Annotated in this window: 30 protein-coding genes and 4 pseudogenes; 21 read left to right on the top strand and 13 right to left on the bottom strand. The window is 70.0% G+C overall.

The features are described from left to right. Positions 1–363: 363 nt before the first annotated feature. The 3 genes and pseudogenes from EDD90_RS51200 to EDD90_RS51190 all read left to right on the top strand — a co-directional run bounded on the left by EDD90_RS51200 (position 364) and on the right by EDD90_RS51190 (position 1,810). Positions 364–1,198, top strand: a pseudogene (locus EDD90_RS51200) (IS5 family transposase). Then, positions 1,195–1,569 (top strand): hypothetical protein, encoded by a 375-nt coding sequence (locus EDD90_RS51195; RefSeq protein ID WP_260328603.1) that lies wholly within the window; start codon positions 1,195–1,197, stop codon positions 1,567–1,569. The pseudogene EDD90_RS51200 and the gene EDD90_RS51195 overlap by 4 nt, the downstream one beginning before the upstream one ends. After that, positions 1,532–1,810 (top strand): hypothetical protein, encoded by a 279-nt coding sequence (locus EDD90_RS51190; RefSeq protein ID WP_123980142.1) that lies wholly within the window; start codon positions 1,532–1,534, stop codon positions 1,808–1,810. The genes EDD90_RS51195 and EDD90_RS51190 overlap by 38 nt, the downstream gene beginning before the upstream one ends. Here the strand turns inward: EDD90_RS51190 and EDD90_RS51185 are convergent. Then, positions 1,753–2,712 carry a LysR family transcriptional regulator gene (locus tag EDD90_RS51185; protein ID WP_123980140.1) on the bottom strand — a complete coding sequence of 320 codons (960 nt, stop codon included), beginning with the start codon at positions 2,710–2,712 and terminating at the stop codon, positions 1,753–1,755. The two genes, EDD90_RS51190 and EDD90_RS51185, sit on opposite strands and share 58 nt — an antisense overlap. A gap of 422 nt (positions 2,713–3,134) precedes the next feature. Here EDD90_RS51185 and nadC point away from each other — a divergent pair, with 422 nt between their 5' ends. The 3 genes from nadC to EDD90_RS51165 all read left to right on the top strand — a co-directional run bounded on the left by nadC (position 3,135) and on the right by EDD90_RS51165 (position 5,288). Further along, on the top strand, positions 3,135–4,028 hold the full coding sequence (nadC, locus tag EDD90_RS51175) for a carboxylating nicotinate-nucleotide diphosphorylase (protein ID WP_185149528.1): 894 nt from the start codon (positions 3,135–3,137) through the stop codon (positions 4,026–4,028). Continuing rightward, the gene (locus EDD90_RS51170; protein WP_123980138.1) at positions 4,016–4,888 is read left to right on the top strand and encodes a PhzF family phenazine biosynthesis protein; all 873 of its coding nucleotides are present in this window, start codon (positions 4,016–4,018) and stop codon (positions 4,886–4,888) included. The genes nadC and EDD90_RS51170 overlap by 13 nt, the downstream gene beginning before the upstream one ends. Before the next feature lie 106 nt (positions 4,889–4,994). Beyond that, on the top strand, positions 4,995–5,288 hold the full coding sequence (locus EDD90_RS51165; RefSeq protein WP_123980136.1) for a DUF1330 domain-containing protein: 294 nt from the start codon (positions 4,995–4,997) through the stop codon (positions 5,286–5,288). A 467-nt stretch (positions 5,289–5,755) separates the two neighbouring features. Here the strand turns inward: EDD90_RS51165 and EDD90_RS51155 are convergent. Then, positions 5,756–6,970: pseudogene (locus EDD90_RS51155) on the bottom strand (IS3 family transposase). Positions 6,971–7,040: 70 nt separating this feature from the next. On the opposite strand from EDD90_RS51155, the pseudogene EDD90_RS51150 reads away from it, so the two are divergent. Beyond that, positions 7,041–7,181: pseudogene (locus tag EDD90_RS51150) on the top strand (cysteine hydrolase); the annotation flags it as partial. A gap of 19 nt (positions 7,182–7,200) precedes the next feature. On the opposite strand, the gene EDD90_RS51145 reads toward EDD90_RS51150, so the two are convergent. The 3 genes and pseudogenes from EDD90_RS51145 to EDD90_RS51130 all read right to left on the bottom strand — a co-directional run bounded on the left by EDD90_RS51145 (position 7,201) and on the right by EDD90_RS51130 (position 10,482). Then, a complete protein-coding gene (locus EDD90_RS51145) occupies positions 7,201–8,241 on the bottom strand; it encodes a Ppx/GppA family phosphatase (protein WP_123980132.1) in 1,041 nt (346 codons plus the stop codon). A 278-nt stretch (positions 8,242–8,519) separates the two neighbouring features. After that, positions 8,520–9,188: an HAD family hydrolase gene (locus tag EDD90_RS51135; RefSeq protein WP_123980130.1), complete on the bottom strand. Its 669-nt coding sequence runs from the start codon at positions 9,186–9,188 to the stop codon at positions 8,520–8,522. Positions 9,189–9,193: 5 nt separating this feature from the next. After that, positions 9,194–10,482, bottom strand: a pseudogene (locus EDD90_RS51130) (FAD-dependent oxidoreductase). A 115-nt stretch (positions 10,483–10,597) separates the two neighbouring features. Here EDD90_RS51130 and EDD90_RS51125 point away from each other — a divergent pair. Continuing rightward, the gene (locus tag EDD90_RS51125; RefSeq protein WP_260328602.1) at positions 10,598–11,113 is read left to right on the top strand and encodes a PAS domain-containing protein; all 516 of its coding nucleotides are present in this window, start codon (positions 10,598–10,600) and stop codon (positions 11,111–11,113) included. 108 nt (positions 11,114–11,221) lie between these two features. Here the strand turns inward: EDD90_RS51125 and EDD90_RS51120 are convergent, their stop codons facing one another. Further along, positions 11,222–11,866, bottom strand: a complete 645-nt coding sequence (locus tag EDD90_RS51120) for an NAD(P)-dependent oxidoreductase (RefSeq protein ID WP_123980126.1) — start codon at positions 11,864–11,866, stop codon at positions 11,222–11,224. 44 nt (positions 11,867–11,910) lie between these two features. After that, positions 11,911–12,702, bottom strand: coding sequence for an MBL fold metallo-hydrolase (locus tag EDD90_RS51115; RefSeq protein WP_123980124.1), 792 nt, complete (start codon positions 12,700–12,702; stop codon positions 11,911–11,913). Between the two features lie 90 nt (positions 12,703–12,792). On the opposite strand from EDD90_RS51115, the gene EDD90_RS51110 reads away from it, so the two are divergent. Beyond that, entirely contained in the window at positions 12,793–13,728 is a 936-nt protein-coding gene (locus tag EDD90_RS51110; RefSeq protein ID WP_123980122.1) for an AraC family transcriptional regulator, read from the top strand. A 122-nt stretch (positions 13,729–13,850) separates the two neighbouring features. Here the strand turns inward: EDD90_RS51110 and EDD90_RS51105 are convergent, their stop codons facing one another. Then, positions 13,851–14,645 carry a VOC family protein gene (locus EDD90_RS51105; RefSeq protein WP_185149684.1) on the bottom strand — a complete coding sequence of 265 codons (795 nt, stop codon included), beginning with the start codon at positions 14,643–14,645 and terminating at the stop codon, positions 13,851–13,853. Here EDD90_RS51105 and EDD90_RS59290 point away from each other — a divergent pair. From EDD90_RS59290 to EDD90_RS51085, 4 genes are all read left to right on the top strand, one after another. Then, positions 14,627–15,235 (top strand): DUF5133 domain-containing protein, encoded by a 609-nt coding sequence (locus EDD90_RS59290; RefSeq protein WP_123980118.1) that lies wholly within the window; start codon positions 14,627–14,629, stop codon positions 15,233–15,235. The two genes, EDD90_RS51105 and EDD90_RS59290, sit on opposite strands and share 19 nt — an antisense overlap. Next, entirely contained in the window at positions 15,232–16,170 is a 939-nt protein-coding gene (gene ligD / locus EDD90_RS51095) for a non-homologous end-joining DNA ligase (RefSeq protein WP_123980116.1), read from the top strand. The genes EDD90_RS59290 and ligD overlap by 4 nt, the downstream gene beginning before the upstream one ends. 16 nt (positions 16,171–16,186) lie before the next feature. Then, on the top strand, positions 16,187–16,843 hold the full coding sequence (locus tag EDD90_RS51090; protein ID WP_123980114.1) for an endonuclease: 657 nt from the start codon (positions 16,187–16,189) through the stop codon (positions 16,841–16,843). A gap of 107 nt (positions 16,844–16,950) precedes the next feature. Continuing rightward, positions 16,951–17,721 (top strand): maleylpyruvate isomerase N-terminal domain-containing protein, encoded by a 771-nt coding sequence (locus EDD90_RS51085; protein WP_221305165.1) that lies wholly within the window; start codon positions 16,951–16,953, stop codon positions 17,719–17,721. Here EDD90_RS51085 and EDD90_RS58140 read toward each other — a convergent pair. The 4 genes from EDD90_RS58140 to EDD90_RS51075 all read right to left on the bottom strand — a co-directional run bounded on the left by EDD90_RS58140 (position 17,715) and on the right by EDD90_RS51075 (position 19,141). Further along, a complete protein-coding gene (locus tag EDD90_RS58140) occupies positions 17,715–17,843 on the bottom strand; it encodes a hypothetical protein (protein WP_260328601.1) in 129 nt (42 codons plus the stop codon). The two genes, EDD90_RS51085 and EDD90_RS58140, sit on opposite strands and share 7 nt — an antisense overlap. A 33-nt stretch (positions 17,844–17,876) precedes the next feature. After that, a complete protein-coding gene (locus tag EDD90_RS59285) occupies positions 17,877–18,326 on the bottom strand; it encodes a PhzF family phenazine biosynthesis protein (protein ID WP_398928809.1) in 450 nt (149 codons plus the stop codon). Next, a complete protein-coding gene (locus tag EDD90_RS58135; protein WP_260328600.1) occupies positions 18,323–18,694 on the bottom strand; it encodes a PhzF family phenazine biosynthesis protein in 372 nt (123 codons plus the stop codon). Before EDD90_RS58135 ends, EDD90_RS59285 begins: the two co-directional genes overlap by 4 nt. A gap of 87 nt (positions 18,695–18,781) precedes the next feature. Next, entirely contained in the window at positions 18,782–19,141 is a 360-nt protein-coding gene (locus EDD90_RS51075; RefSeq protein WP_123980112.1) for a low affinity iron permease family protein, read from the bottom strand. A 503-nt stretch (positions 19,142–19,644) separates the two neighbouring features. Between EDD90_RS51075 and EDD90_RS51070 the strand changes: the two genes are divergently transcribed. From EDD90_RS51070 to EDD90_RS51035, 8 genes are all read left to right on the top strand, one after another. Continuing rightward, a complete protein-coding gene (locus EDD90_RS51070) occupies positions 19,645–20,133 on the top strand; it encodes a hypothetical protein (RefSeq protein WP_185149527.1) in 489 nt (162 codons plus the stop codon). Then, positions 20,130–20,423, top strand: coding sequence for an MrpF/PhaF family protein (locus EDD90_RS51065; protein ID WP_123980108.1), 294 nt, complete (start codon positions 20,130–20,132; stop codon positions 20,421–20,423). Before EDD90_RS51070 ends, EDD90_RS51065 begins: the two co-directional genes overlap by 4 nt. 1 nt (position 20,424) lies before the next feature. Further along, positions 20,425–20,733 carry a monovalent cation/H(+) antiporter subunit G gene (locus tag EDD90_RS51060; RefSeq protein WP_185149526.1) on the top strand — a complete coding sequence of 103 codons (309 nt, stop codon included), beginning with the start codon at positions 20,425–20,427 and terminating at the stop codon, positions 20,731–20,733. After that, entirely contained in the window at positions 20,730–21,035 is a 306-nt protein-coding gene (locus tag EDD90_RS51055) for a DUF4040 domain-containing protein (RefSeq protein WP_123980104.1), read from the top strand. Before EDD90_RS51060 ends, EDD90_RS51055 begins: the two co-directional genes overlap by 4 nt. Then, positions 21,025–21,780, top strand: coding sequence for an MnhB domain-containing protein (locus EDD90_RS51050; protein ID WP_123980102.1), 756 nt, complete (start codon positions 21,025–21,027; stop codon positions 21,778–21,780). Before EDD90_RS51055 ends, EDD90_RS51050 begins: the two co-directional genes overlap by 11 nt. Continuing rightward, the gene (locus tag EDD90_RS51045) at positions 21,777–22,121 is read left to right on the top strand and encodes a sodium:proton antiporter (RefSeq protein ID WP_123980100.1); all 345 of its coding nucleotides are present in this window, start codon (positions 21,777–21,779) and stop codon (positions 22,119–22,121) included. The genes EDD90_RS51050 and EDD90_RS51045 overlap by 4 nt, the downstream gene beginning before the upstream one ends. 10 nt (positions 22,122–22,131) lie before the next feature. Further along, complete coding sequence (locus EDD90_RS51040; RefSeq protein ID WP_123980098.1) at positions 22,132–23,982, top strand: complex I subunit 5 family protein; 1,851 nt, start codon at positions 22,132–22,134, stop codon at positions 23,980–23,982. A gap of 236 nt (positions 23,983–24,218) precedes the next feature. Beyond that, positions 24,219–25,256, top strand: a complete 1,038-nt coding sequence (locus EDD90_RS51035) for an SDR family oxidoreductase (protein ID WP_123980096.1) — start codon at positions 24,219–24,221, stop codon at positions 25,254–25,256. Between the two features lie 71 nt (positions 25,257–25,327). On the opposite strand, the gene EDD90_RS56095 is transcribed toward EDD90_RS51035, so the two are convergent. Then, positions 25,328–25,486, bottom strand: coding sequence for a hypothetical protein (locus EDD90_RS56095; RefSeq protein WP_185149525.1), 159 nt, complete (start codon positions 25,484–25,486; stop codon positions 25,328–25,330). Positions 25,487–25,488: the final 2 nt, after the last annotated feature.

Here is a 25,488-nt window from a genome sequence, read left to right as displayed (position 1 = left end):
CCTCAGCTCCCACGAGCGTCCTGGAGCTAGCCAGTGGCGGCCGTAGCCCCTCTTCACCAGCTGCGGTTCGCCCCCGCGTCGGCGGGGAGCACAGCAGATCCTGATCCGAGGACGTCTTCACGATCAGTTCGCCCCCGCGTCCGCGGGTGTGTTCCCGCTGATGAAGATTGCCCACGTCCTGGGTGTTCGTCCTTCCCGCCGATGCGTCGTCCCCGCCAAGTCCTTCCCGCCGATGCGGGGGTGCTCCGAGCGTGGAGTTGCCGGTGCGGGGGTGTTCCTTTCACCTCACCGAACTTAGAGGGCGGTATGTGACGTGATGCCGTATTAGTCGCCACCGGAACGTGTGTCGCTGAAGTGGCCCCTGTGAGCGACCGCCAGCCCTACGGCACCGACTTGTCCGACGAACGCTGGGCGTTGATCGAACCGGTCATCGACTCCTGGAAGGCCCGGCCCCCCTCGGGCAGCGGCCATCAGGGCCGGTATCCGATGCGGGAGATCGTCAACGCCCTGCTCTACCAGGGCCGCACCGGCTGCCAGTGGGCCCTGCTGCCGCACGGCTTCCCCTCGGCCCGGCGCTGAAGTACTACTTCTACACCTGGCGCAACGACGGCACCGACCAGACCATCCACGACCTGCTTCGCTGGCAGGTGCGGGAGAGGGGGGCCGATTATCCGACCCGAGCCTGGTGGTCCTCGACACCCAGAGCCTGCACGCGGCGGCCGGCGTCCCCGCCGCAACGACCGGGCGGGATGCGCACAGGAAAGTGCCAGGCCGCAAGCGAGGGCTGGCCGTTGACGTGCTGGGGCCGGTGATCGCGGTGGTGGTGCTGGCCGCCTCCGCCCACGACAATACCGCCGGCATCGCGCTGCTGGACGGCGTGGTGGAGGCCACCGGTCCAGGGGCGGTGAAGAAGGCGATGGTGGACCAAGGGTTCAAGGCCGCGGTCGTCAAGCACGGGGCAAAGGTGGGCATCGAGGTCGAAGTCGTCCTGCGCAACCCCGGCGAAGCGGGGTTCGTTTCGCAGCCCAAGCGGTGGGTCGTGGAGCAGGTGAACGGGATCTTGATGTTGTTCCGGAGGCTGGCGCGCGACTACGAGCACCAGCCCTCCTCGTCCGTCTCCCGGGTGTACTGGGCCATCAGTGACCGGATGTCGCAGATGCTGGCCGGCACCTCCACCCCCACCTGGCGGTACGCGTGACCGGCGGGGAGCTGCCCCTGGGCACGGTGCTTGCCCGGCTGGAGGAGCGCGAGCGGGAGGTCGCCGGGCAGGCCGAACAGGCCCGCGAGAAGATCGCGGAGCTGACCGCGCTGCTGGAGGGGTACGGCCGGGAGGCCGAGGAGCTCCGGATCACCCGCAAGACGCTGCTGGACCTGCTCGACCCGCCGCCACCCCCACCGCCGGAGGCCAAGCTGCCGGACCATCCGGCCTACCAGCAGATCATGGCGGTGCTCGCCGCGGCCGACGCCCCGCTGCGGGCGCGGGCGGCCTGTTCGCCGACTGGGATCTGTGGGACGCAGTTCGGTGGCGAGCATGCGCGCCCTTGCCGCCGAGGATCCCGATGCGCCTGAACTTTGGGCACTGGTCGCAGAGTTCCGCCGCGAGTGCCCGAAGTGCGGCGCGATGCGGGACCGCCACGAGGCACGGGTGCGGCGCGGCGAACCCAAGCACTTCCGGCGCCCCGAGGTCGGCGACCTGACGCTGGTCATCGAGGTCATGCGATTCGGCGACGACGGCCAGCGGATGACGGCCTATCAGGCCGAGCCCGGCAGAGCCGACGAGGCGGCGCTCGGGAAGCTCGCCGCGCGCTGACCGGGTCCACCGATGACGCCGTCATCGGATGACCGGCCGCCCAAGCGAGCCAACAACCCCGCCCAAGGGCTGTCGCCGAGAGTGACCAGGACGAAGCGTTCGCGCGGCGGGTCGGACACGAACGGTCGCCATGCCATCCCGCCATCCGCCGTGACGGCGGTCCGGGCTCGCAGGGTGATCAGGTTCTGGCTGTTGCGCAGGTGGTGGCGGTACAGGGCCCGACTGTGCGCGTCGACGGTACGTAGCCGTGGTGACCAGCCGTGGCCGGCGAGGTGGGCCAGGACGCCTTCGACGAAGTACGGGTTGCGCTCGGCCGGGAACCACAGCAGTTCCTGGCCCGCGAGGTCGGACCAGGACAGGGCCGCGTGGTCGGCCAGAGGGTGGTCGGGGCGCAGCAGGACGCCAAGCGGCTCGTCGGCCAGGGTCAGCGTGGCCAGGTCGTCGATGTCGTGGAAGACGCGCATCACCCCGAAGGCCAGGGTGCCGGTCCGCAACAGGTCGAGCTGCTGCGGGGAGTCGGCCTCGGCGAACTCGACGTCCAGGTATCCGTCTTCGGCCAGGACCCGCTCGACCCGCGCCAGCAGGTGCTCCGGAACGGTGCCGCAGACCCCTACGTGCACCGGACAGCGCGCGTCGCGCGCCTGCACCAGCGACGACTCGATCTCGGCCAGGGTACGACTGGCGCTCGCGTACAGGATCCGGCCGCCCTCGGTCAGCTCCATCCCCTTGGGCCTGCGGTGGAACAGCTTGGCCCCGACTCGGCGTTCCAGGGCGCTGATCTGCTGGCTCAGGCTGGGCTGCGCGATCCGCAGCACCCGTGCGGCCTCCGTCATCGTGCCCTCCTCGGCGACGGCGACGAAGTAGCGGAGATGACGAAGTTCGACGCCTTGGTGGTCGTGCATGTCCGCTCCTTGCTCTCGCGATAGGTCCGAGCCTATGGGGTGGCCTCGTGCGGCTATTGGCGTGGACCGGATCGCGGGGGTTCTACTGGGGCCGAAGATTCGATCCGGTCCTGTTGAACGGAGCAACAGCAACACGTCATGGACGATCCCTCTTCCCACGCTGGCGTCGGGTTCGTTGCCGCCGCTACCCACTATGACGTCGTCGTCCTCGGTGCCGGACCTGGCGGCTAACCGGGGCCATCCGGGCGACGCAGCTGGGGCTGCGCACTGCGGTCGTCGAGGCCAAGTACGACGCCGGCACGGATGTGGGATCTCAAAGCGCACGAGATCGCCAGGAACATCCATGCACACCCGACGCTCGGGGAAGCCGTCCACGCCCTCGTCGGTCCGATGATCAATCTCTGAGAGCTGAGTAACCACCTATGAAGATCGCCGATTTCCCCGCGTCGTCAGCGCGGGCCAGTGTGGCCGCCGCCTTGACGGAGGACAGGGCCGCCGCCGACATCACCACCTTGTGGAGCGTCCCGGCCGATCTGATCGCCACCGCCGAAATCAGCACCCGCCAGCCCGGTGTCGCCGCCGGAATCCCCCTGGTCCACGAAGTTTTCGCCCAGACCGCCCCGGAGGTCGAGGTCGAGACTCTGGTCGCTGACGGCGAGCGGGTGCAGGCCGGGGACGTTCTGGTGCGGCTGACCGGATCGGCTCGCAGCCTGATCACCGCCGAGCGCACGGTGCTGAACTTCCTGCAGCGCCTGTGCGGCATCGCCACTGTCACTGACGGCTTCGTCCAAGCCGTGGCCGGAACCCCGGCGCGGATCCTGGACACCCGCAAGACCGCCCCGGGGCTGCGGGCGCTGGACAAGTACGCCGTCACCGCGGGCGGCGGCAGCAACCACCGGCTCACCCTGGCGGCGATGGTCCTGCTGAAGGAGAACCACATCACCGCGGCGGGCGGGGTGACCGCGGCGATCAGTGCGGTCCGGAAGGGAATGGCCGATTCCGGGACGAGCGTGCCGATCGACGTCGAAGTGCAGACCGTCGCGCAGGCCCGCGAAGCCATGGAAGCGGGAGCCGGCTGGCTCATGCTCGACAACATGGAGGTGACCGACATCGAAGAAGTGATGCGAATGAGGGCCAGCCGTTCCAGCGGTTCGGAGATCCTCCTGGAGGCCTCCGGCAACGTCACCCTGGACCGGGTTCGCGCCATTGCCGATGCCGGCATCGACCTCATCTCGATCGGCGCCCTGACGCACAGCGCGCCCGCGCTCGACCTGACGATGCTGATCACGATGGACGCGGCGCCATGCCCGAGGTGACGATCGTCGACGCGTGCCGGCGGCAGGGCCAGGGCGGCAGTCCGACCGCCGTTCTCGACGATGCGCCCTTCACCGATGCCGAGCGACGGCGCATCCCTGCTGCGACAGGCACCTCGCACGCGGTCTTCATCGCTGCGGTGGACGGCGAGGATCAGGCTCGACCGTCGTATCGGCTCCGGTTCTTCACCGGCGAAGGCGAGTTGCCCGCCTGCGGTCACGGCACAGTCGCCGCACTGGCGCTGCTCGCTGTGCGCTACGGCGGCGACGCCGATTACCGGGCCGCGCTGCATACCACAAGTCGCGCATTCGAAGGCTGGGCGAAGCGAGAACACGACGACCTGACGGCCACTTTCGACCCGGGCCCGATCAGCCCGCGGGACGCCGGGGAACCCGAACTCCGGGCGATCGCGACCGCCCTCGGCCTGATGAGCGAATCCCTTCCCGACGGCGCCTGCGTGGCCTCACCCGGCCGGCCACGGCTGCTGTTACCCGTGCGATCACGCACCGTGCTGGCCGAACTCCGTCCGGACGTCACGGCACTGCGCCATGCCTGTGACCGCTACGGACTGCTGGGCTGCTACGCCTACTCGATCCCCGATGCGGACGGTCGGGCGGCGGCCCGGATGTTCGCCCCGTCGATCGGCGTCCCCGAGGATGTCGCCAACGCCAACAGCACCGCATGTCTGGCCGCGTATCTCGCGGATCAGGGCGTCACCGGCATCGCGGTCGACATGGGCGATCACCTCGGCCATCCGTCCACGATCATCGCCAACGCACAACGCAGCGCGTCCGGCACCCTGATCCGCCTGGGCGGCGCCGCAGAAATCGCGCGCGTCGTCCGCCTTCCCCGGCTCGGCTGACACGAAGGCGACTCGGGGTGGTCAGCAGACCAACGAGGACGGCCGCCGACGCGAGTCCGGGACCAACGCGTAAGTCAGATGCACTCATCCCAACACTGGAGGTTCCATGCCCAAGGGCTACTGGGTCAGCGTCTACCGCACCATTTCAGATCCTGAGAAGCTGGCTGCTTACAACAAGCTGGCCCGCCTGACCGTCGAGGCCGGGGGCGGCCGGGTCCTCGTCCGTGGCGGTCGGGTAGTGGCGCATGACGCCGGAATCGCCGAGCGCACCGTCCTGATCGAGTTCGACAGCTTCGAGCAGGCCGTCGCGACGCGCGAGAGCGCGGCCTACCAGGAGGCGCTGGTCGCCCTCTCCGACGGCGTCGAACGCGACTTCCGCATCGTCGAAGGCATCGACTGACCGAGGTCCAGTCAGATCTTCACTGAAGGACTCTGCCGGGAACCTTGAGTGGGCGTTTGATGTTGATTCGCACCGACCGTTTTGCAGCACTTTGCCTGACTTTATTGCCAATGTCATGGCATGAAATACCTGGAAGATCTCTACTGGTAGGGGTCTTCCATCCCATTGCTAAACCAGACGGAACTTGAGCGGCACGTGCGAACCAAACGGGCGGTCCGATCGCCACCTCGGAGCGCGCGAATGCGCTCCTACAGGTCAAAGCCTCACGAAAGCCGTAGACCTTAAAGTGGACACATCCTTACCAATCATCACTAAACGCCCTCTGAGAGGGTGTTTATGCAGGTCAAGCCCTATATGCGGCTCTCGCCCCCACCCTGCTTTGAGGGCCTTTATTGCATAGGAGGCGAATGACGGTCTCCAGGATGGATTGAGCCGCCCCGAGTTTCGTAGAGTCCGGTGATCTTGTTTCAGGCGGACTGCTGGGCTTGCTCCTGGCTTCGCCAGAAGTCGCGTTCGTACTCGGCGGGCGGTACGTAGTCGAGGGCGGAGTGCAGGCGTTCTTCGTTGTACCAGGTGACCCACTGGAAGATCGCCCGCTCGTCCTGGTCGGAGCCGGTCCAGGGCCCCTGCATCTCGATCAGCTCGGCCTTGAAGGTGCCGTTCAACGCCTCGGCCATCGCGTTGTCATAGCTGTCCGCGACGGAACCGACCGACGCGGAGGCGCCGATGTCGGCGAGCCGGTCGGTATAGCGAATCGACACATATTGGGCGAACCCCTGTCGCTGTGGTGAATGAGGCCGGAGTCCGTCTTGATCCTCCGTCTCCACAAGGCCATCTCCAGGGCGTCCAGCGGGAGTTCGGTCCGCATGTGGTTCGCGACCTGCCAGCCGACGATCATCCGCGAGTACACGTCCAGGACGAACGCCACATACACCCAGCCCGACCAGGTACGGACATACGTCATGTCCGCCACCCAGAGCTGGTCGGGACGGGAGGCCGTGAAATTTCGGTCGACCAGGTCCGGCGGGCGGGGCGCCGACGGCTCGGGCACCGTGGTGCGGCGCCGCTGTCCGCGGATGACGCCCTCGATGCCCAGCTCGCGCATCAGCCGCTCGATGGTGCAGCGGGCCACGTCGATGCCCTTGCGCCGCAGGGCGCGGGTGACCCGCCGGGCCCCATAGGTGGCCCCGGACTCCGCGTGGATCTCCTCGATCAGCGGCATCAGCTGTTCGTCGCGGAGCCGGCGGGCCGACTTCGGCCGGTGTTTGCGGGCGAAATAAGTGGACGGCGACAACTCCAGCACCCGGCAGACTGGGGGTGCCCCCTCTGGGGGAGATCGACCCCGAGGCCCTTCTCGCGCAGGTGGTCGATCACTTGCCCGGCCTCGTCCGGGGACGGTCGATCTCCTGGGCAAAAAACACGCTGGCCGCTTTGAGGATCTCGTTGGCCCGCCTCAACTCCGCTACTTCCTTGCGGAGTTGCTTGAGCTCGTCGCGCTCGCCGGTGGTCAACCGGTCGTCCCGCTCGCCGCGGTCGGCCTCGGCCTGGCGGACCCAGCCGCGCAGGGCCTCGGGATGGATGCCAAGATCCTTCGCGACATGCGCTACGGGCCGGCCGGTGGCCCGGACCTCGCGGACCGCGCGCTCGCGGAGCTCGTCCGGGTATTTACGTGGTGCTGCCATGGTGTTGGTGGATCTCCTTCGCCAGGATCGTAACCCTGGCATCAGGGACTCCACGAAACGGGATGCAGCTCATCTGGAGGTCATGGTGCCGAGGGACGCCGTCGCCTCGGTCCATCCCCGTCTGGCGGTTGCCGCACTGGAAATGATGGAGCGGAACATGGGCGCCCGGATCGACCTCGCGAAGGAAGCCGAGTTCCGGGATGCCCGGTGACCCGGCCAGTCAGTGCCCCTCAGCATCCGAGAGCAGGTGGTGCAGGACGCGGTGGCAGGCGGCTGACGGCCGTTCCGTCGAGTCCGCCGAGTGGCCGCTGCTCGGTGCCGGGGCCGAGCCCCACGTCGGCCCACCAGTCGGCGCCGTCCTCCAAGTAGCGCAGCAGGATGCCCTCGCGCAGGGCCCAGGGGCAGATCAGTAAGGTCTTCACGCCGCTCAGTTTCATCACGGTGTGCCCGACGATCGCTCCCGCGAGGCTCTGCCGGGCCCGGGGCGCCGAAATACCCGGCAACCCGGCCCGCTCGGTCATCGGCAGGGCCGCCAGCCGGGCGATCGCGCGGCGCAGTTCGCCCCGGCACAGGGTTCGTTCGGCGAACGGGCCGTCCCGTCCGGGCGCGGCGCCGCACAGCCGGGCCAGCTGCTGGAAGGTGCGTGAGGTGGCGACGGCGGTGTGCGGATGCTCCCAGCGGATCCGGGCGGAGGCGTCGCGCAGTTGGTGGCGCACGGTGCGGCGCAGGGCCAGCAGTTCCTTCTCGGACGGAACGTCGCCGTCGCCGAGGAACTCGTTGGTCAGCCGGTTCGCACCGAGCGGCAGGGAGACGGCGAACTCCGGCATCCGGCCCCGCCCGAAGGCCACTTCGAGGGAGCCGCCTCCGATGTCGAAGACGGCCAGCGGTCCGGCCCGCCAGCCCATCCAGCGCCGTACACCGAGGAAGGTGAGCTCGGCCTCCACCTCGCCGGGCAGTACGCGCAGGCGTATCCCCGTCTCCTCGGCCACGGCTCGCAGCACGGCTGCGCGGTCGGGGGCGCTGCGTACGACGGCGGTGGCGAACGCCAGCGGCTCCGGGGCACCCCAGCGGGCGGCGATCTCGGCGGCTCTGCGGAGGGCTGCGACCAGTTCCTCCGTGGCCCGCTCGCCGAAGTGTCCGTCCGGCGCCACTTGTTCGGACAGGCGAAGCTTCCACTTCGCGGTGTGCACCGGCAGCGGTACACCGTCCGTCGCATCCGTCACAACGAGCCTGACCGTGTTCGAGCCCGCGTCCACCACGCTCAGTCTCATGCCCTGTGCGTACCCAGGGCAGCCGGTGTAATGCGGCCTGTACGCAGCGCGGATCGGCCATCTCGCCAAGCTGCAGGAGCCGGTCGGCCAATCGCTCCTCCAGGCGTCCGGTAGCACGGATCCCGAACACCACATCGCCCGCCAGCCACGGCTCTTCCGCCGGCGGACCGGCGAGGACCTCGTGGCGTACGACCTGTTCGCGCAGCGGACGGGGATGGGCCTGCCATGAACCGGCGGCGCCACACGGGTTCCCCGGCGCGGCTGACGTGACAACGGCATCAGGCGAACGGACTGCGCGCCAGCTCGGCGAGCAGCTGGGCCGGGTCGGCGAAGACGGCGTCGGCACCGGCCTCCTGCAGGTCCACACGGGGAATGCCGCCGCACAGCAGCGCCACGCACCGCACGCCCGCACGGGTGCCCGCCCGCATGTCCCACACCGTGTCGCCCACGAAGACGGCACGCTCCGCCGGTACGCCGGCCAGTTCCAGCGCCCGTTCGACGGGCTCGGGAGCCGGTTTGCCCTCGGAGACGTCGTCTGCGCTCGCCGTCGCCTTGATGGCGTCGTCCGCATCGATCGCCCGCCGCAGCGCGGAGAGTTCGTCGTCGCTCGCCGAGGTGGCGAGGACGACCGTCCAGGCGTCGTCGGCCAGCCTTCGCAACAGACGGCCCGCGTCCGGGAGCGCGGTCAGCCGCTCGAAGTACTGCGCATAGAGGATCTTGTGCGCGGTGCTGAGGTCCTCCGCCTCGCCGGGAGCCAGGGCTGATTCTTCGCCCTCGCCGAGCAGATGGGCGACGAGATCCTCGGAACCGAGCCCGACCGCACGGTGGATGGCGTGCGTCGGTACCCGGTGCCCGGCCCGGCGGAACGCCTCCCACCAGGTGACCACGTGCAGATGATTGGTGTCGACGAGGGTTCCGTCCACGTCGAACAGGGCTGCCTGTTCCATGACACTCAGACCTCTCGTTTCTCCAGCGGCCGCACTGCGGGACCCTGGAGGATGCGACCGTCGGGGGGCGAAGCGGGAGCCGTGGCACGGGCACTCCCATGCCTGCTCCGCGTGGTTGAAGGCGACGAGGCAGCCGAGGTGGGTGCAGCGGGCCGAGACGGCGTGGAGCTGACCGCTGTCGTCCCGGTGGACAGCGCACTGGTGCCCGCCCACGCGCGGGACCGCTCCGTCTCCGGGGGGCGAGGTCCTCCGGGGCGGGTGCGGTGACGGGCGGGAGCCGGTCCCCGACGAAGTGCTTGGCCACGTGGGCCTGATGCTTGAGGAAGGACACGCCTTCGCGGACCACGGAACCCAGTCGACGCGGTCGTACAGGCCCGCCCATGCCACCTCCTGGCCCTCGACGAGACCGGTGATCAGCAGACCGGCCATGATGCCGCCGCTGAGTCCCCAGCCGCCGAAGCCGGTGGCCACGTAGGTGTGCCGGGCTGCCGGGGTGGAGCGGTCCGACGAGGGGTACTGAGTCGGTGGAGTCGTGGTCCTGAGTGGCCCAGCGGTGGGCGAGGGTCAGGCCCGGGAAGCGGCTGCGGGCCGCCGGGTAGTGCGTGGCGACCACGACCTCGGGCGCCCGCACCACCACGCGGACGTCGGTCCTCAGGACACAGGATTCGCCTTCGGTGAGACCGGTGACGCGCGTCCCCTCGTACACGGTGCCGCCGCGCAGGCGCAGTTCGTCGGTGAGGGCGCGCAGGTACTTCACCGGATGGAACTGCGCCTCGTCGGTCACCCGGACCGCACCGGCCACCGGGTAGGTCAGCTCGGTGTCGGTGACGAACTCCGGCAGGGCCGCCTCGCGCGCCGCCTCGGCTTCCGCCCGGAGCTGGGCGGCGTGCCCGGCACCTTCAGCGTAGGTGCAGGCCGCCGCCTCCTCCCACTCACACTCGATGCCCAGGTCGGCGGCGATCTCGGCGGCACGGCGGATCGCCGCCGGCTGCGAGTCGGCGTACAGCCGTACACCCTCGCGGCCTCGGGTGCGGCGCAGGTGATCGTAGATCAGGGTGTGCAGCGCGGTCAGTTTGGCCGTCGTGTGGCCGGTGACTCCAGCGGCGATCCGGTCTGCCTCCAGTACGGCCACCTCGTGGCCGCGCCGGGCCGGCTCCCAGGCGGTGCTGAGCCCTACGACACCGCCACCGGTCACCGCGACCTCGACGGTGAGATCCCAGGACGGAGGGGCAGCGGGCTCACCCGGTGCGGTCTCGGTCCAGTACGACCCCCGGAGCGCTTCCTCGGCGTTCATGACCGCCGGGTTCCCTGCCCGCCGAGGTCACACACGCAGTCGCCCCAGGCAGTGCCGACCCCCTGGACGGGTGGACCGGTTGCTTCGGGGAACCCGGCCGCTGACCGGAAATGGCGTGCCCGTCGGCGGTCTGGTGCTGCTCTGGCCGGGTGGACACGCGCCGCGCCTCAGTGCCGGCGAGCGCGCCGCCGTCGACGCGGGCTGCCGCCGACTGGGCGAGCTGCTGGCGCGGGCGGGCAGGGAGCGCGTACGCCCGCCCTCCCAGCCGCGCATCCTGCTGCATCCTTCGTGCGCGCGGGTGCCGCCCGCCGGGACGGACGAGCTGGCCGCGTTCATCGACCGGCTTCCCGGCGGGGCCTGCGCGCTGGATGTGACCGGCCGGTTCACGTTCGTCACGCCTGAGGCCGCAGAGATGCTCGGGGCGGACGCGGCCGACCTGATCGGGGCACTGCCCTGGGAGGCGCTGCCGTGGCTGGACGTACCCGCACGCCTGTGCCCCGTACAAACATCGCCGGCCCGGATCCGGCGACCCATCAGGCCGCTCGCCGCGGGACGGGGGCGGTGGATTCCGAGACCGCGGGGACCGGGGGATCGGCGGACGCAGCGCCGGTCGACCGCGCGGCATCGGTGAGCGCCTGTCGGCCACGCTGTTCCCAGCCGGGCCCGTACTGGTGGCCGCCCGCGGTCTCGGTCTCTGTCACGAACACCCCAGCATCACCGGAACAGTCCGGGACGAGGGTCAGTAGCCGACGGTGAAGCGTCGGTTGAGGTGGCGCGGAGTTTCGATCTCGTCCACGAGGGCGGCGGCGTAGTCCTCGTAGGAGATGCGGGCCTGGCCGTCGTCGCCGATGACGGGGTGGTCCAGGCCGGAGCGGTAGCGGCCGGTGCGCTCGCCAGGGGCGAAGTGGACCGGAGGAGGGGACAGATAGGTCCAGGTCACGCTGTCGTCCAGGGCGAGGTAGGCGTCGAGCGCGCGGATCTGCCCGATGGCGTAGGGCTTGAACTCCTCCGGAAATCCCGGGGTGTCGAAGAAGCGCTCGCCCTGCTCGTCGAGGAGGCCGGCGCCGCCGCCCATGTGGATGATGCGCGGGCCGGCCGGGCCTGCGGCGCGGACGGCCGCTGCTGCCGCTGCGACGGCGTCGGTGTAGAGGGCGGCGTCCGGGCCGCCGACGGTCAGCACCAGGACGTCGGCATCCTTGGCGAGGACGGCGACCGTCTCCGGATCGGTGACGTCCCCGGCCACCACGTAGACCCCGTCCGGATACGTGACCGGCGCATCGAGGGTGCGGGCGACGGCGGTGACCTGGTGGCCGCGGGATGCGGCCTCGGCGACGATGCGGGAGCCGGCCTTTCCGGCGGCGCCGAACACGACGATCCTGCTCATGCTGTGATCTCTTTCGGTAGCTGGTGCGGGACGGGATGGGGGCGTCAGGCGCTCTCGGCGTTCTGGGTGCCGAAGAGGTACTGGTTGCCGATGTCGATCAGGAACGGGGCGCCGAAGGCGGGATAGCGCGCGGTGATGGCCTGCTTGTACGCCTCGCCGTCGTCGCCGAGCAGCTCGTCGGCGTCGGCGAGGTAGTGGCGCAGCTGGTCGAAGACCTCGGGGCCGGCGGGCAGGCCGTGCCCGGCGAGGACGGTGTCGTAGCCGGTGTCGGCGGCCAGCGCGGCGACGGCCTTGGTCCAGCCGGCGATGTCGTTGTTGCCGAGGAACAGGTGCGTGGCGTGGTAGACGAGGTCCTGCGCGACCAGGACGCCCTGCTCCGGGAGCTTGATCACCAGCTCGTCGGCGGCCTCGCCGCCTTGGTGGGCCTCCCAGACGAACGGGATGCCGTCGATGACCTCCGTCCCCGGCGTGATCTCCACCGTCGGCGTGACATCGGCGAGCGGGATGACTGCGCCGGTGGGGTCCTGGGCGTCACCCTGGGCGGCGATCTGGTCGCGCACCGCAGCAAGCGCGTGCACGAGGGTGCCGAAGCGGGCGGCGCCGTGGAAGTGGTCGGGGTGGGCGTGGGTGATGATCAGCCGGTCCAGCGGCTTGCCCAGGCCCTGCGCGTAGGCCACGACCTCATCCGCGCAGGCCAGGGCGTACTGGGCGTCCACGGCCACGATGCGCGCCGGGGTCTCGATCAGGTGGGTGGTGACGTTCAGGCTGTCGTCGGGTGCCATGTAGCTGTGGATGCGCACCGCGCCCTTGTCGATGACGGTGACCGTGCCGTTCATGATGCCTCCTGCTGATGGGATGCGACCCCTGTTCTGCCTCGTCGTCCACTGTTCGGGAAAAACAGCAGGCCAGCGAGGTACGGTGGAGACATGGCATGGTCAAACGCGGACAACAACACCGGTGCGGCCGCCATCCCCGGGTTCGGGTTCAACCCGCCGCACGCCCTGGTCCCGGGCATCGAGGTCACCGATCTGGCCTCGCTGCACCGCCGGGTCACGGACGGCAGCCTCCAGGGAGTGCACCGTGCCGACTTCCACTCCCTCACCCTGGTCACGCAGGGCAGCGGAGAGCACACCATCGACTTCGTCACCTACCCGTGCCGCCCCGGCACACTGCTGTGGGTCCGCCCCGGCCAGGTGCAACGCTTCGGCCCGCCCGGCCGGATGAACGGCGCCCACCTGCTGTTCACGCCCGCCTTCCCCGAAACGACCTCCGCCGTCACCCGCCTCTCCGACGACTGGTCCGCACCCAGCTGCTGGCAGCTGCACACCAGTACCGACTACGCCGCCGCCTCCGCCCTCCTCGCCCGGCTCCACGCCGAGTACGACCGCCCTGGCGGTGCGTCGCACGAGATCCTGCGCCTGCTGCTGGCCGCGCTGCTGCTGCACGTCAACCGTCTCCCCCGCCCCGGCACGCACGCCGATCCGCACGCCGGCGGCGACACCTACGCCCGCTTCCACGCCGAACTGGAACGCTCCTACGCCAAGACCCGACGCGCCGAGGACTACGCCGACCGCCTGGGCTACACCGTCAAGACCCTCAGCCGCGCCTGCCAGGCCGCCACCGGGCGCCCCGTCAAGCACGTCATCGACGCCCGCGTCGCCTTGCAGGCCCAGCGGCTTCTCGCCCACACCGACGAACCCGTCGCCGTCATCGCCCGCCGGCTGGGCTTCTCCGAACCCACCAACTTCGGCAAGTTCTTCACCCGCCACACCGGCACCACTCCCGGCGACTTCCGCCGTACCCAGCAGAGTGCGACCGTTCCCGCCCCCACCGGAGCCACGCCGCGCGGCGAAGCCGGCTGACACCACCGCCTCAAGCCGCAGACGATACGACCGGGATCACGCGGTTACTCCCGACGATCTCCAGTCCGTCCACAGGCAGACCACCGGGGAGGTGTACCTCTGGTCGAGTCCGGAGATCCTGATCAACGCGAGGTCACCGTGAACTGGGCGCCGTCGGGATCGCGCAGCACGGCCTCGTGCTCGCCTTCGTACAGGACACTGCCGCCGTACTTCCCCGCCGCCTGGACACACGGTTCCACGTCGGCCACGGCGAAGGTGACCTGCCAGTGCGGCCGGACAGAAGGATCGGGTGGTGCCTCCACCGAGCCCGACTCGATGCGGGCCACGACGTGGCCCCGGCTACGCAGCAGCACTTCGCCTGCCGCGTACTCGACCTCGCAACAGCCGGGCAGGTCCGAGGCCCAGTCCAGGACCTCGCCGTAGAAGATGGCTGCGTCGAAGGCGTCCCGGGTGTGCAGGGTGATGAACGTCGGCGCCGCCTGCCGCCATGCCTCCCACTCGGTGACGAGTTGCCCCTGCCACACCCCGAAGCGGGCACCGTCGCGGTCCGCGAGCAGCGCCGCCCTTCCGGGAGGGAAAGAGATCGGCCCCACGGCCACGGTTCCACCACGCTCCCGGACGCGGCCGACCGCCTCGTCCGCGTCCGCCACGGCGAAGTACGGCGTCCAGGCCACGGCCATGTGCCACACGGTGGCCATCTCAGCGATCCCCGCAATGGGTGTCTCATCCGCCAGCGCGGTCCGGAAGCGGTCGCCGAGTCGGGCGGTGCGCCACCGCCAGCCCAGCACGGCCCCATAGAAGTCCTGGGTCGCGTCGAGGTCGCGGCTGCTCAGACTCACCCAGCACGGCGCGCCGAACACGGAGCGCGTGGAGACGGAGTCCGTCGCACCGGAGGAATGTGTCGTGCCGTGGATCATGGCCATGCGCCCTGGTTCCGTACGCCGTCAGCCGCCGCTCTGACCTCCAGTGTCCGACCAGAGTTCGCGTCCTGCACGTCTCTTGCGGCGGGTTCGCCGTTCCGGCCGTCCGGCACACTTCGCTGCCGTGGCGTAAATTTCGTCGGTACTGTCATGCAGCACAGGGATATGACACTGGGTGCGCAATACACGGAGTTGAAGGAACACGTAACGCCTCTCGCGGCCGAAGCTCACGCCCCGCCTGCACCCGCCTACAGGATCTGGCCTACACCCTCTGTGTGTCCACCGGGACGGATCGGGCTCGGATCAGCGTCAGCCCAGACCAAGTCGCCCGCACACCGAGCGACGACCTCCTGCCCCAAAGGTTGCGGCCCGGGGAGGTCGGCGATCGTCTCGCCGGCGTGGTGCAGCACGGCCTCCGGAAACGCACAGGGCAGTCGTCGTTTTCCCGATGGCCGGACGGGCACCCGGCGGGGGGGCACAGTGACCGGTCCGGCGGTTTCCGCCTCTGCCTTTCAAGTGCGCTGAAAGGACCGGGGGCAGCGGCTCGTTCTCCTGCGGCCACCCGTTGTGCCAGGAGGTGTGGATGAACGCGACAACGAAAGGGACTGTGCGGGTCGGAAGGCGCCGGGTGCCCCTGACCAACCCTGACAAGGAGCTGTTCCCTGACGAGGGGATCACCAAGGCCGAACTCGTCGACTACTACCGAGCTGTCGCACGCGTCATGCTGCCCTTCTTGCATGACCGTCCCTTGGTCATGGAGCGGTATCCCGACGGCTACGGCGGCCGGCCCTTCTTCCACAAGGACCTCCCGGACTACTTCCCCGGCTGGATCCACCACCGCCAGGTGCCCGAACAAAGCGGCACGGTCGACATGGCCGTCTGCGACGATGCCGCCACGCTCGCGTACCTGGCCAACCAAGCGTGCCTGACGCCGCACCCGTGGCTCAGCCGCACCGACCGCCTCGACCAGCCCGACCGGCTGGTATTCGACCTCGACCCGCCGACCGCGGACGCCTTCGAGACCGTCCGATGGGCTGCGCGCGAACTCGGCGATCTGCTCACCGGGCTGGGACTACGCCCGGCTGTGATGACCACCGGCTCACGCGGACTGCACCTGGTAGTACTCATGAACCGCCGCACCGACTTCGACACCGCACGCGCCTTCGCCCGCCGCGTCGCCGATCTGCTCGCCGCCCGCCACCCGGACCGGCTGACCACCGCCGCGCGCAAGGCCGACCGAGGCGACCGTCTCTACCTGGATGTCCAGCGCAACGCCTATGCCCAGACCTCCGTCGCCCCCTATGCCGTGCGGGCCCGGCCGCACGCGCCGGTCGCGGCGCCGCTGACCTGGAACGAACTCGACGACCCCGAACTCGGCCCCCGGCACTGGACCCTGCGCACTCTCCCGAACCGCCTGGCGGAGGTCGGCGATCCCTGGAAGGGCCTGGGCCGGTGCCGCCGTTCCCTCATTACGGCCAGGCGGCGGCTCGACGCACTCGTGGAGGACGACCGCAGCGGGTGAAAGAAGTGATGCAATCATGCCGACCGCGACGGAACGGGCCAGGGCCGACGCCCTGCTCACCGGCCACGGGCAGACCTACGCGCGAGAAGCCGGCGTGAAACTGCGCGACACGCCACAGCCGCTCTACCAACTGCTGGTGCTCGCCCACCTGCTCAGCGCACGGATCAGGGCGTCCGTGGCGACGGACGCCGCGCGCGCCCTCTTCGACGACGGGATGCGCAACCCGAAGCGCATGAGCAAAGCCACCTGGCAGCAGCGTGTGGACGCCCTCGGCAAGGGCCACTACCGCCGGTACGACGAGCGCACCGCCACCCAGCTCGGCGAGGCCGCCGACCAGCTGCTGGAGCGCTACGGCGGCGACCTGCGCAAGCTCCGAGACGCCGCCTGCGGCGACGTCGACGAATGCAAGCGCCTGCTGCGCGAACTCCCCGGCATCGGGCCCGCCGGGGCGGACATCTTCCTGCGGGAAGCCCAGGGTGTTTGGCCTGAGGCCTCACCTTACTTCGACTCCAAGGCCCTCCAGGGAGCGGCCCGGCTCGGTCTACCGACGTCCCCGAGCGCCATCGCCCGCCTGGTCAAAAAGAATGAATACCCGGCGCTCGCCGCTGGATTGGTACGATCCGCGCTCGACAAACGGGTCGCGGACGACGTCACGGCGCGCGCCGACAGCTGACGGGAGCGCGCGGCGAAGAGCGTAGGCCGACCGTTGGCGGCCAGGCTCTCGGGGCCCGCAGGCGCGGGCGCCGGTTGGCCGGCACCTCGGCAGGCTACCCATGGCGCATGATTCCCTCCCGGGTCGAGGAGACCCTGCCCGAACTGGCGCCCTTCGTTCACGCCGTACAGGCGCGGCGCCCCGATGACGGCACCTGGTGCGAGGCATGGACGGTACGGGACGTCCTCGTCCACCAGACGGGCAACGCCGAGGAACTGGCCCGGGTGCTCCAGGCGTTCCTCGACGGCGCGCCGGTGGAGACGCGTGGTTTCGATCGCGAGGAGCCGTACCGGCGGCTGTCCGACACCGAGTTGTGGGCGGCCTTCCTGAGCCGCTGCGAGAAGCTGACGGAGGTGGCCGCGGCAGCCGCCCAGGACCTGTCCCCGGACACGGAGATGATGTGGACCGGGCGGCTGGTGAAGGTCCCCTTCTTCGCGGAACACATGCGGGAGGAGCTGATCCTGCACGGCTGGGACCTGACCGGCGACAACCGCACGGCGATGCAGTCGCTCACCGAGCCGTGGATGACGGAGCACAGCGTGGTGCAGGTCGGCCGCCCGCTCCTGGAGAAGGGGCGCGTCGGCCTCGGCCTGGGCCCCGAAGGCCGGATCGAGGGCAGGCAACGCACCCCCGGCATGGACGACGTCGTGGTCACCGCCGACGCCGAAGGAGGGGGCATCCGGCTCGCGGCCCCCGAGGGTCCCGCGACGATCGAGAGCGACGCGGCCGTACGCGTCCTGCTGCTCTGGGGCCGCCGCCCCGCCGACCCGTCCCGCTGGCACAGCAGCGCCGGCCCGGAGGCCCTGCTCCGGATGCGCACTCTCCTCGGCGGCTACTGAGGACGCGCCATCCCCGCTTTCCCGCCTTCGGCCGCGGTCGTGGTGCCCCACCTGGCGACACGAGCGCCGATGAAGCCCAGGAGCGCACCGCCGACCAGCACGCCGAGGACGGTGTTCGTCATGCTTCCGGGCCGCCGGTGGGAAACCGGATCGCCTCACCACATCGAACTCGCCCTCAACTGACCATCGGCAGAGGTGGCGCAGCGGCCTGTGACCACTGGCCGGGAACTGTGGTCGAGATGGATGTCGATGACGCTGGGCCGGGCCATGAACTCGCCTTGTGCGATGGTCAACCGCTTTGAGTCACCGAGGAGGCCGAGGTGGTCCAGGCAGGCGCACAATGGGCCTGCGGCGCTTCCGGTAGCTGGGTCCTCGTCGGGTCCGGAGCCGGGGTTGCAGAGTCGTGCCGACACGTTGGTTACGGAGCGTTCGTCGCCGATGACCACTGCGTAGAGACCCTGCGCGTGGCACTCGCGTGCTACTCGAACCAACGCGGCCTTCTCGGGCGCACAACGGATGAGCGCTGCGGCGTCGGAAGCGCGACGAGGCGATGACTGACACCGGTGTCGACGCTCCGCGGGGGAGGGAGAGGTCGACGTCCTCAGGGCGCAGGTATTCCGAGCGTGTCCCCAAGCACAAGGACGTCCGATTCCCGGTCGCCGATCTGCTGCGCGACACGGCCGCCATCGTCCGGCCGCGTCACGCGGCCGGTCTCGAAGAGCCACCACCATGCTCCCAAGGCGTTGTGGCCGGCTCCGAAGACTTCGGTTCCGCCTGCAGTGAAGGAACGCAGTCGGGCCGCGACATCCTTGCCCGTAGTGGCTTTCGGGCGTACGACGGTGCTTTCGGCCTGGTTGAACTCGCGCGCCACCTTCTGCATCCATGCGACGGGCGAATCGTCGTCGAGATGGCTCACGTCGATGACGGCCAACGGGTTGCCGGCCAGTGGCGCGTCCACGAAGACGTCAACCAAGGCGAACGGCACATGGTGGCGCCGAGCTGCCGTGTTCCCTGCCCCACATCCACTCGGCCAGCACCTGGTCCAGGAGACGCCCGGGGCTCAGAGGTCTTCCTCCATCCTGATGGCGCTCCGAAGATCCTCCTGAGCTTCGCGCGCCTCGCCCTCGTCCTGTTCCAGGAGCGCTGCGGCGATCGCATCAAGCTTTCGTTGGACAGCGCGCTCGGCCCGTCGCTCCGAGTTCTTCAACAACGCGAGCAGCAACAAGGTGACGGAAGTCATCAAATCACTGGCCAGCATCTGCTGCGAAACCGACAGACCCGCAACGTGCGTGGCTATGAAAAAGGCGACGAGCAGTAGGCAGAACCCGTAGAACACCGGAGAGCTGGTCATGTTCGAGGCAGATTCGGCGAAGCGCTCGAATCTCCCTTTGCCCTTCTCGGCGGGATGCTGTATCACCATGATCTCCTCGCCTCCCGAGACCAAGACCCACAGCGATGTCCTGAAGGGCGACGAACCGGCAGGTCAGTCACCTATCGCCAAGTCCGGGGGGTCACGGCGCGAGGGAGCGGGTCCCGAAGGGCGAATTCGCCCAGTAGTGGCCGTGCCCGCCGCGTCTGGCGTCTTTCCCTTGGCCTTTCACTCTCCGGTAATCGCTGTTCGCTCTCCTCCCGCCGTGGGAAATAGTGCACCCATCCCGGGTACCCCCTCTTGGGCAGTAAATCGGCATAGCGGCTGTCAGTCGGGACGAACAGGTGGGAGAAATGTGCCGCCCTTTCGCCACCGATCCGGTTGACACCCGATGGTGTGCCGTGTCCGCACGTCCGCGCAGGATGCGCCATCGCGGTGACGCTCGGCCTGACGGGTCGCGTTCTCCGGCGTGCGTGGGGCATGGCGTTGGCGGTACGCGGTACACGTTGCTGGTCCGCGACGACGACGCACGGGGGTGAGGAGGGGCGATGCGCATGGCGCTGACTGCGTTCGGTGAGGTGCTGGCCTGGTGGGTGGTACTGGCGGTCCTCAACATCCTGTTCATCAGCACTGTCTCCGCCCTGGAACTCGCCATGGTCGCTGCAGGAGCGTTGATCGCGGCGGTCGCCGCGCGGGCCGTCCACACGGCGTCGGGTGCCCGGCTCGGCGGCACCCGGCGATGGGGTGCGGCCGTACTCGCCTGGCCCGGTGCGGTTCTCGCCGACCTGATCAGGCTGTGGTGGATCACCGCGCGTGCGCTCGGCGGTCGTTTGCCCGAGGGGAGCCTGAAGTCGATGACGCTGGCCCCCGGTACTGGTGCGGCGTGGGCCTGCGCCCTGCTGTCCTCCACTCCCGGCGCGTACGTCGTCGACGTACACGGAACGCGAGAGGCGGCGCAGGAGTCTCAGACAGTCGTCGCCCACTTCCTCACCGATGACCGTACGCGCCTGGAGGGTGTACTCACCGAAGGTACGCGCCGGTGAACGCCTGGTTGCTCGCGACGGCGATTCTGTTGACGCTGGGTGTGCCGCCGTGCGTGTGGGCCGCCGGCAGGGGAACGGCAGTCGAGCGGCTGGCGGGGCTCAGCCTGGCGACCACCGTCGTCACCGCCGTCCTGCTGCTGACGGCACAGGGGTTCGCCCGCGGTTCCTTCACCGATCTCGGCCTGGTCCTGGCGGTCCTGGGGCCCGCCGGGACCCTGGTCTTCGCCCGTTTCCTCGGTGGCCGGTCGATCGACACTCCCGGGGCACGAGAGAATCATGGGGATATCTGAGATGACAGCTCGTCATGTCTGCGCGCTCGTCCTGCTCGCCGTCGGCACTGGTGTACTGCTGCTCTCGGCCGTGGGCCTGGTGGTGCTGCCCGGGCCGTTCCAGCGGCTGCACGCCCTCACCCCCGCCTCCACCGTCGGCGGGCCGCTCGTCGCCCTCGCGATGGCGGTCGAGACCGGCCCGGGGCGCACCGCCCTCAAGCTGCTGGTCATCGCTGTGATCGTCGCGTTCGGCGGGGCGGTCACCGCCATGGCGATCGGCAGGGCGACGGCCCAGCACGAACGTCTGCTGCGAGAGGACTCCCCGCAATGAACACAGCGACCGCGCAGGAGTATCTGATCGCCGTCGCACTGGTGCTGGTGGCGGCGAGTGCCACCGCCGCGGCGCTCGCCCGCGACCCGGTGCGGCAGGCCGTGCTGCTGGCCGTTCTCGGTCTGTGTCTCACCGTCCTGTTCACGCTGCTCCAGGCGCCGGACGTGGCGCTGTCCCAACTGGCCGTCGGTACGGCGGTCACCCCGCTGCTGATCCTGCTGACGGTCCGGAAGGTGCGCCGCGCCACGGCGTCGCACCACGACCGGGACAAGCGCGGGCCCGAGGGCACCGATGAGTCGTAGCGCGCGCATCCGGCTGTTCTGGGCCGCGGCCGTCGTCTTCGCCGTGGTGTACACGCTCGCCTGCACCGGACTGCCGCACTTCGGGACGACGGTGCACCCCTACGGCAGCCGCGCGGTGGCCGCGTCCCTGCGGCAGCGCACCGCCAACGTGGTCTCGTCGATCAACTTCGACCAGCGCGCCCTGGACACCCTCGGAGAGGAGTCGATCCTGTTCGCCTCGGTGCTCGGGACCACTGCGCTGCTGCGCCATGCCCGCGACGAGCGCGTCGGCCGGCCGCGCGCGGGCCGGGTCCTGCCCAGCACCCGACTGCTGGGCCTGGTGATGGTGCCGCTCACGCTGCTGACCGGTGTGTACATCGTGGCGCACGGCCAGTTGTCGCCGGGCGGCGGCTTCCAGGGCGGCGTCATCCTGGCCACCGGGCTGCACATGGTGTACGTGGCCGCCGACTACCTCGTACTGAAACGGATCCGTCCGCTGGGCGTGCTCGACGTGGCCGACGCCTGCGGCGCGGGCGCGTTCGTGGCGCTGGGTTTCGCGGGGCTGATCGCCGGCGCCGCCTTTCTCCAGAACGTGCTGCCGCTCGGCACCTTCGGGGAGATCTCGTCCGGCGGCCTGGTGCCGCTGCTGAACGCAGCGGTCGGCATCGAGGTCGGCTCCGGCATCATCGTCCTGCTCGCCTCCTTCCTGGACCAGGCCGTAGAGGTCAGGTCGGAGACGGACTCCGGCTCGGGAGAACGTACATGACCGTCCTGCCCTTCCTGACCGCCGGCTGGATCTTCCTCGCCGGTGTGTACGGCATGGTCACCAGCCGGGACATCGTCCACGCCGTCGGCTGTCTCGCCGTGGCGCAGTCGTCGACGTACGTGCTGCTGCTCACCGTCGGCTACCGGCGCGGCGGCATCGCGCCGTACTTCACCGACACTCCCCTGCGCACGCGCACCGTCGACCCGGTCGTGCAGGCGCTCGCGCTCACCGACGTCGTCGTGGGCGCCACGGTCACGGCGCTGCTGCTGGCACTGGCCATCCAGATCCGCAAGCGCCACGGCACGGTCGACCCGGACGCGCTGACCGGGCTGAGGGGCTGACGGGCCGGGCATGGTGCGCACCGCCGATCTGCTGCCGCTCGCCGTCGCCGTCCCGCTGCTGGGCGCCGTCGTCCTCGTGATCACCGGACGCCGGCTGCCGCGCCCGGCCATCGACGCACTGGTCACCGTTTGGGCGGCGCTGGAGGTCGCCGGCCTCGTCCTGCTGTGGCTGCGCACCGGCGACGGGCACAGTGTGTCGTGGCTGGGCGGCTGGACACCGGTGCATGGCGAGAGCGTCGGCATCGTGCTCGTCGGCGACCGGATCGGTATCGGCCTCGCACTGCTGACCAGCGCGCTCGTCCTCGCGGTCGTCGTCTACTCCTGGCGCTACTTCGACGAGCCGCCCGTGGCGCACGCGGGCACCTTCCCCGCTCTCCTCCTTCTCTTCGAGGCGGGCATGGTCGGGTTCGCGCTGACCGGCGACCTGTTCGACACGTTCGTCTTCTTCGAGCTGATGGGCGCGGTCGCCTACGCACTCACCGGCTATCGCATCGAGGATCCACGGCCGGTACAGGGAGCCCTGGTCTTCGGCGTCGTCAACTCCCTCGGCGCGTACTGCTCGTTGCTCGGCATCGGCCTGGTGTACGCCCGCACCGGTGAGCTCGGTTTCGCGCAGATCGGCGTGCAGCTGACGAGGCACCGCCCCGACGCCCTGCTCTCCGTCGCCTTCGTGCTGATCGTCACCGGCCTGCTGGTCAAGGCGGCGGTGGTGCCGCTGCACTTCTGGCTGCCCGATGCCCATTCCGTCGCGCCGACCCCGGTGTGCATGCTGCTCTCCGGGGTCATGGTGGAATTCGGCGTCTACGGCGTCGCGCGCGTCTACTGGGTCGTGTTCTCCGGACCCCACGGCATCGCAGAGCCCCATCTGCGCGCCACGTTCGTCACCGCCGGGGTGCTGACGGCCCTGGTGGGTGCCGTGATGTGCTGGCAGCAGCGGCACCTCAAGCGCCTGCTCGCCTTCTCCACCATCGGCCATGTCGGCCTCTTCCTCGCCGGGGTTGCACTGCTCACCCCCGCAGGCACGGCTGGGGTGGCCCTGTACGTCGCCGCCCACGCCGGGGTGAAGGCGGCCCTGTTCGCCACGACAGGCGTGCTGCTGGACCGGTTCGGCTCCGTCGACGAGCACGGGCTGTACCGGCGCGGCCGCGAACTTCCCTTCGTCGGGGCGCTGTTCACCGTCGGCGGTCTCGCGCTCGCCGGTCTGCCGCCGTTCGGTACGGGCCTGGGCAAGGCCGTCGTCGAACACTCCGGCCAGGAGCGACTCCCTTGGCTGCCCGCGGTGTTCGTGTTCGTGTCGGCCCTCACGGGCGGGGCCGTGCTGCGCGCGGGCGTCCGGATCTTCGCCGGTGCCGGGCCCCGGCCGCGGGAGCGATACGCCGGGCCGGAGACCACCGGCGGGGGCGAGGAACCGGAGATCCGCGATCCGCGGCGCCGGATTCCCGTCCCGATGCTGGCCGTGCCCGCCGTCCTGCTGGCCCCAGCTCTCGCCGTCGGGCTGCTCCCCGGCCCCGGTGTCGCCCTCGCCCACGCGGCCAGGCAGTTCACCGACCGCACCGCCTACACCGCCGCCGCATTCGGCCATCACGTGGGGCCGTCCGCGCCGGTGCCCGACGTCGGCTGGAACACCGAGGGCGTGCTCCTCGGGCTCGTCTCGACCGTCATGGCGGTGCTCTTCGCCGCAGTCGCGGTATGGGGCCCCGTTCTGCGGTCACCGCTGGTGGGGCCGGTCACAGCGGTCTGCGAGGGTGTGGGACGGCGGGTGATCGTGCCGCTACGGCGGCTGCACTCGGGGCACCTCGGTGACTACGTCGCCTGGCTCGCCGTCGGGGTGGCGGTGCTGCTGGTCGCCATGACCGTGTAGCGCGCCGTCACCGTGCCCGCGTGGCATGCGGTCCGTAGAACACCGCGAAAGGTTTCCCGACGCGCCCGAGGGCTACTCCGCAAGTACACCTCGGCAGTGCAGGCCGCCGGATCACCCGACGATGGCGAACGCGAGGCCGAGGCCCGGCAGGACTCCAAGGTGACTGCTCGCGTCGCCGCAAGGAGTCGCACCGGTCGTCGTACCGGTGACACCGGCGAGAAACGGAGGCAGCAGCCATGTTCCAACGGTCCGGTCGTACGTCGCACGGCCCGCGGGTCGTCGTGGTCACCGGAGCCAGTGGAGGCGTGGGGCGGGCCACCGCTCGGGCCTTCGCCGCACGGGGCGACCGCGTGGCACTCGTGGCACGCGGCCGAAAGGGGCTGGACGCGGCGGCGGACGAGGTACGCCGGGCCGGCGGTACGGCGCTCCCGCTGGAGGCGGACGTGGCCGACGCCCGCGCGGTGGAGGACGCGGCGGCGCAGGTCGAACGGGAACTCGGCCCGATCGACGTCTGGGTCAACGACGCCTTCACCACGGTATTCGCGGAATTCACAGACATCGAGCCGGACGAGTTCCGCCGGGTCACCGAGGTCTGCTACCTCGGTTACGTCTACGGCACACGGGCCGCGCTGCGCCGGATGCTGCCGCGCGACCGCGGCGTCGTCGTACAGGTCGGCTCGGCACTCGCCTACCGTGGCATCCCCTTGCAGTCCGCCTACTGCGGCGCCAAGCACGCGATCCAGGGCTGGAACGAGGCAGTGCGCTGTGAGCTCCTGCACCACGGCAGCGGAGCGTCGGTCACCATGGTCCAACTGCCGGCTCTCAACACCCCGCAGTTCGACTGGTCGTTGGCCCGGATGCCACGTAGGCCGCAGCCGGTTCCGCCGATCTACCAGCCCGAACTGGCCGCCCGTGCGGTCGTGTACGCCGCCGATCACCCGCGCCGGCGTGAGTACTGGGTCGGCGCGAGCACCATGGGCACGCTGCTTGCCAACGCCGTGATGCCCGGCCTCCTCGACCGCTACCTGGCCCGGACCGGCTACGACTCCCAGATGACCGACGAGACGAAGCCGCCGGGTGACCGCGGCAACCTCTGGCAGCCGCTCGACGGTTCCGACGGAGAGGACTTCGGCGCGCACGGCCGTTTCGACGAACGCGCGGCATCGCGTGCGCCACAGCCATGGACCTCCCGCCATCACAACGCACTCGCCGTCGCCGGACTCACGGTGGCGGCGGCCGCCGCAGCCGCACGGCACCGCATGCTGCGGCCATAGGAAAATGCGGCCACAGGAAAAGCCGCCGGCGCACGGCGGCTTTCCCGTCTCCCGGAATTCCCGACCGGCGGTCAGCTGTTGTCTCCGGCCGGGAATTCGGGTTCGTCCTTGTTCTCGGCCTTTTCCCGGACATCCCGCGGTGTGGGTGCGGTGACATTCCGCTGCTCTGCGGACCGTTGCCGGGTCTTCTCATCGGGTGGAGGTGTTTCGTTGTCGCCGGGGACCTTCATGA

Source organism: Streptomyces sp. Ag109_O5-1, from assembly GCF_003814875.1.
GTDB lineage: Bacteria > Actinomycetota > Actinomycetes > Streptomycetales > Streptomycetaceae > Streptomyces > Streptomyces sasae.
The sequence above is the reverse complement of the archived record's forward strand: the minus strand, read 5'-3'. Positions and strand labels throughout refer to the sequence as shown.